The following is a 5,135-nucleotide window of genomic DNA, read 5'->3' as shown; positions in this document are numbered from 1 at the left end:
AGTTCAGACTAGGACTAGTCGGCGTTCGCCACAGCTGGAGTCGGCGTCGTGTCGGTGGACTTTCGGTTGCGACGGATCGTAAAGCCGAACAGCATGACCGCACCGATCAGTGCGTACAGGAAAAGCGTCAGAGCAGGCTGGCCGACGCCGACGTTGTTGAAGTAGACGATGCTCCGCACGCCTTCGGTGCCGGCGCCAGGTGTGATCCATCGGCCGATGGCGGCATAGAACGAGGGAATCACGTTGGAGCCGAATGCGCCTCCCGCACTGGGATTGCCGAGAATCACGAAGACGGCGATAGCCAGCGGGACTGCCAGAACGCCGATGGCAGCGCGCAATCCGAGTGTGAACATGGCGGTGCCGAACACCACGGCTGTTCCCAGGATCCACAGCGGGAACCAGTGGCCCGCGAAAGTTCCGAGTACGTGTGAGGTAATGAGGGCGCCGAGAGCTCCCGAGATGATCGAGTAGATCGCGATCACGCCCGTGTGTGCGCTTGCCTGGCGGAGAGTCTTCGGCGCACCGATGAACAGTCCGATGGCTGCCGCGAGGAGATAGCCGCCGACGACCCAGCCGACCGAGAGGTAGAAGCCCGAGAGGCCGCGGTTGTCGTGGGCTCCGACGGGGATCTCGTCGCGGACGACGAACTGTCGGTCCTGTGTCGCCTCGACCTTCGTGAACACCGCTTCGAGTGACGTCGCGATAGAGCTGCCGCCCGCGCTCGCGGTGATCAGGGTGTCCGGCCCGGCCGGGTTGATGACAAACGCGCCCTGGATCTCTCGGTCGTTGATCATGCGGCGAGCGGTCGCCGTGCTGTCGACCACCTGAGCGTCGAGCGGGCTGCCGTCGATGGCGTTGAGTTTGTCGGCGATCTGCTGATCCATGCCGTCGGGTGTGCCCTGATCGGCGATGACCGCGATTTCGATGTCTCGCGGAGTCGGCTGATGGAAGGCGGCGACGTAGCTGAGGATGAAGCCCATCTGCAGCAGGAGCACGCCGACGAACAACGCGGCCATCACCTTGGGTGCGCCGTACTTCACGAGCAGATTGTCGTGGTGGTGTTCGTCGTGGGTGGAGCTGTTGTCTGGTGCGGCGTGTGCCGGATGCGTAGTGGTCACGAAAGAGTCCTGATCTTGTCGAAAGTAAAGAGCTTGTCAATACCCGAGGTATTGAATACTCTAGGTATCGTGACTGAATCTCGTCAACCGGACTGGACTCCGGTAACCCGCCCCGGACGTGACGTGGTGCGGCAAAGACTGCTCGACGCTGCGGCGGAAGAGTTTGCGGAGCGCGGATTCAGTGCTGCACGTCTCACTGAAGTTGCTCGCCGAGCGGGCTTCACCAAGGGGGCTGTCTACTCCAACTTCGAGTCGAAACAAGATCTGTTCGCCGAACTGTTCGCGCAACGGTCTCTCGAACTGGCCGGCCGGGTGCTCGCCGAGATCGCCGGGATGAACCCCGCCGACGCGGCGGGCAAAGGTGGCGAGGCCATTGCAACGTGGATGGTCGACGACCCGGGGTGGTCGCTTCTCGTCCTCGAATTCGGAGTGCTCGCCGGGCGTGATCCGCAGATCGCTCAGGCGTACTTACGTGAGCGTCGCCACTTGCGCAGCCAACTCGTGGAGTTGATCGGCGAACGTGCCCGTGAATGGGGAGTGGACGATTCCTTTGACGTGCGGACAACCGCAATCTCGTTGATGGCGTTGATATCCGGGCTCGTTCTCGAACACTCCGTGGATCCGGAAGAGGTTGATCAGAGTGTCATGGGTGCCGCCGTGACGGCACTCTTCGCCGGCGCCGTCGCACGTGCAGGATTGTCCGCCGTCTGAGTTGCTCGGTTGACAGGCAACAGATTTGAGAACTACCCTCTGGGTGCAGTACCTCGTTAGGTGAGGCTTCTGCACGAACACAGGCCACTGATCTCACGACGTCGAGAGACGCCCAAGGTTAGGACAGATCTCCCCGGCTTAAGGGGTGATCCAAAGTGGCTTCCCGTTCTTGATCGGGACACGTCGTGCAGTGCCAAAACTCGGACGTGGAGGTGTTTTCGCAGCTTGATGCCGGTTTCTTCCGGCGAAGGCGAGAGTACGTCGATATTCGGTTCTCCTGGCGTGTGCTGTGCGCATGTACTTGTGTGGCGTCATCGGACGCCCCGAACTTTCAGGAGGTGACCATCGTGGACGACCCGCCGAGTCGATATTCGACCCATCCTTCTGTTCTTGCCGACGATGCTCACCCCGGTCTTTTGCTCTTCAGTCACTGACTCTTTGCATCCTCGGCTTCATCTGCGCGGCTTTGCCGCGACCGCTGACGACTTCCATTGTCGCTCAGCGCATTCTGCTGCCCTCATGCACTGGCATGGTCCGGCGTGTTCGGGCAGCCGAGGAGATTCGTCATGTCATTTTCCGTTCTCGCATTGCGGCCACGGCCCACGAGAAACAGTGCACAACAAACACATTCAACAGTCCTGGCAAAGGAAAGCGCACAGGAATTGGTCGACTTCTCGGCCTCGGACACGCGCACCGTTCTCGCGGATCTGACCACGACGGCCAACGGCCTTCGTGACGATCAGATCGACGATCTTCGTCGGCAATACGGGCGCAACGATGTCCGCCACGACCGCCCGGCGCCGGCAATCGTGCAGTTCGCGGAAGCCTTCAAGAACCCGTTCATCCTGATCCTGGTATTCCTCGCCCTGATCATGGTCGGGACCGACGTGGTCTGGGCGGACCCCGAGGACGGTCCTTCCTACGAGGGCATCATCACTCTCGGGTTGATGATCTTTGTCAGTGTCTCACTGAGGTTCTGGCAGGAATACCGTTCGAGTCGCGCCGCCGAGGCGCTCAAGGCGATGGTTACGACGACCGTCGCGGCCACCCGCAAGATCAACAACACCGTGGTCACGGCTGAGATTCCGATCGAGCAGTTACTGCCGGGGGATGTAGTCCAGCTTGCCGCCGGCGACATGATCCCGGCCGATGTCCGCATCATCCGGGCCAAGGATCTACAGGTCAATCAGTCCATGCTCAGCGGTGAATCGATGCCGGCCGAGAAGTCGGCGGACCCGTCGTCGGGGATCGACGTCGATCGGCTGCTCGAAGCCGAGAACATCGGGTTCATGGGTACTTCCGTCGTGTCGGGCAGTGGCACCGCCGTTGCGGTACACACCGGCAAGCGGACCTACTTCGGTGCCATGACAGCACAATTGGCGTCCAAGCGACCCGAAACCAGCTTCGACGTCGGGGTGCGCAGCGTCAGCTATCTGCTGATCAAGTTCATGCTGATCATGGTTCCCGCGGTGTTCATCATCAACGGACTGACCAAGGACTGGAGCCAAGCACTACTCTTCGGCGTCGCCACCGCCGTGGGGTTGACTCCGGAAATGTTGCCGCTCATCGTGACGGCGAACCTGGCCAAGGGTGCGCTCCACATGTCGCGCAAGAAGGTGATCGTCAAGCAGATCAACGCGATTCAGAACTTCGGTGCCATGGACGTTCTGTGCACGGACAAGACCGGAACTCTCACCGAGGACCGCATCGTTCTCGGTGAGCATCTCGATACTGCCGGACGTAAGTCCGAGGACGTATTGCGGCTAGCGGCGGTCAATTCCGTGAATCAGACCGGATTGCGCAGTCTTCTCGACGACGCGGTGATCGAGGCCGCCGGTCCCGAAGTGGTCGAGGAGATCTCGCGTCGGCACGGGTTGGTGGACGAGATTCCCTTCGACTTCAAGCGCCGTCGACTCTCCGTGGTGGTCGACCACGGAGACGCCGATCTGATCGTAACCAAAGGTGCAGTGGAAGAGCTCCTTTCGGTCTGTGAATCGGTGGAACTGGACGGGGTGACCCACCAATTGACACCGGGATGGCTGGCCCGAGTCGACCGTCTGGTCGCGGAGCTGAACGGTCAAGGTAAGCGAGTGCTTGCGGTGGCAACCAAGACAGTCGTCGAAGAGCAGCGCCGCGAGTACTCGACGGCCGACGAAGAGGGCATGACCCTGGTTGGACTGCTGGCCTTCCTCGACCCGCCGAAGGAATCTGCGGCCGGGGCGATCGAAGCCCTCGCGAGCCACGGAGTCGCGGTCAAGGTAGTGACGGGTGACAACGAACTGGTCGCCGAAACCGTCTGCGGCAAAGTCGGTATCGACGTGGGAACTGTTGTATCCGGCGCCGAGATCGAAGCGTTGAGCGACGACGCCCTCGACGAGTTGGTGCAGCGGACAACCGTATTCGCGAAGACGGATCCGATGCAGAAGGCACGCATTGTCGAATCGCTGCGCCGGGTCGGCCACACGGTTGGTTTCCTCGGTGACGGTGTCAACGACGCACCCGCACTGCGGGCTGCGGACGTCGGCATCTCCGTTGACACAGCGGCGGACATCGCCCGCGAATCCGCGGACATCATCTTGCTGGAGAAGGACCTCGGTGTACTCGAACAAGGAGTCATCGAAGGGCGTCGTACCTTCGGAAACATCCAGAAGTACATCAAGATGACTGCGTCGTCGAACTTCGGGAACGTCTTCTCGGTGCTCGTCGCCAGTGCCCTGCTGCCGTTCATCCCCATGATTCCCGTAGTTCTGTTGTTGCAGAACCTGATCTACGATCTCTCGATGCTCACGATCCCGTGGGACCGTGTCGACGACGACTTCCTCGCGAAGCCCCGCAAGTGGGAGACCAAGAGCCTTCGCCGGTTCATGGTGTTCATCGGCCCGATCAGTTCGATCTTCGATATCTCGACGTTCGCGCTGATGTGGTTCGTGTTCGCCGCCAACTCTCCCGAGCATGCAGCGCTGTTCCAATCGGGTTGGTTCATCGAGTCATTGATCTCGCAGACGCTGATCGTTCACATGATCCGCACCCGCAAGATCCCGTTCATCCAGTCGCGTGCATCGCTGCCGGTACTGCTCAGCACGGGCGCTGCCTGCGTCTTCGCGCTGGTGTTCCCGTTCACGTCCTGGGGTCATTCCCTCGGGTTGGTTTCACTGCCGTGGAACTACTTCCCGTGGCTGGTCCTCACCCTCGGGGCATACTGCGTCGTCACGCAGGTGGCCAAGGGAATGTTCATTCGTCGATTCGCGACCTGGCTCTAGGAGTTCACCGTGGAAATCCACGTCATCCTTGTGCGGATAGCGCTCG

3 protein-coding genes and 1 riboswitch are annotated in these 5,135 nt (G+C 60.9%); of the genes, 2 read left to right on the top strand and 1 reads right to left on the bottom strand.

Translation table 11 applies throughout. The features are described from left to right. Positions 1 to 14: 14 nt before the first annotated feature. Positions 15 to 1,118 (bottom strand): membrane protein, encoded by a 1,104-nt coding sequence (locus A2J01_RS00525; RefSeq protein WP_003941129.1) that lies wholly within the window; start codon positions 1,116 to 1,118, stop codon positions 15 to 17. Positions 1,119 to 1,244: 126 nt separating this feature from the next. On the opposite strand from A2J01_RS00525, the gene A2J01_RS00520 reads away from it, so the two are divergent. Both A2J01_RS00520 and mgtA read left to right on the top strand, forming a co-directional pair. Then, the gene (locus tag A2J01_RS00520; protein ID WP_039972784.1) at positions 1,245 to 1,829 is read left to right on the top strand and encodes a TetR/AcrR family transcriptional regulator; all 585 of its coding nucleotides are present in this window, start codon (positions 1,245 to 1,247) and stop codon (positions 1,827 to 1,829) included. A 45-nt stretch (positions 1,830 to 1,874) separates the two neighbouring features. Further along, positions 1,875 to 2,048, top strand: a riboswitch (M-box (ykoK) riboswitch). Between the two features lie 347 nt (positions 2,049 to 2,395). Beyond that, entirely contained in the window at positions 2,396 to 5,089 is a 2,694-nt protein-coding gene (gene mgtA, locus A2J01_RS00515) for a magnesium-translocating P-type ATPase (RefSeq protein ID WP_064111423.1), read from the top strand. The last annotated feature ends 46 nt before the right edge of the window (positions 5,090 to 5,135 follow it).

Source organism: Rhodococcus sp. EPR-134 (genome assembly GCF_001647205.1).
Lineage (GTDB): Bacteria > Actinomycetota > Actinomycetes > Mycobacteriales > Mycobacteriaceae > Rhodococcus_F > Rhodococcus_F qingshengii.
This window is presented reverse-complemented; position numbering and strand designations above follow the sequence as displayed.

What these genes read in the sequence shown, in the direction of transcription:
- mgtA (WP_064111423.1), top strand. Translation starts at nt 2,396, where the DNA reads ATGTCATTTTCCGTTCTCGCATTGCGGCCACGGCCCACGAGAAACAGT.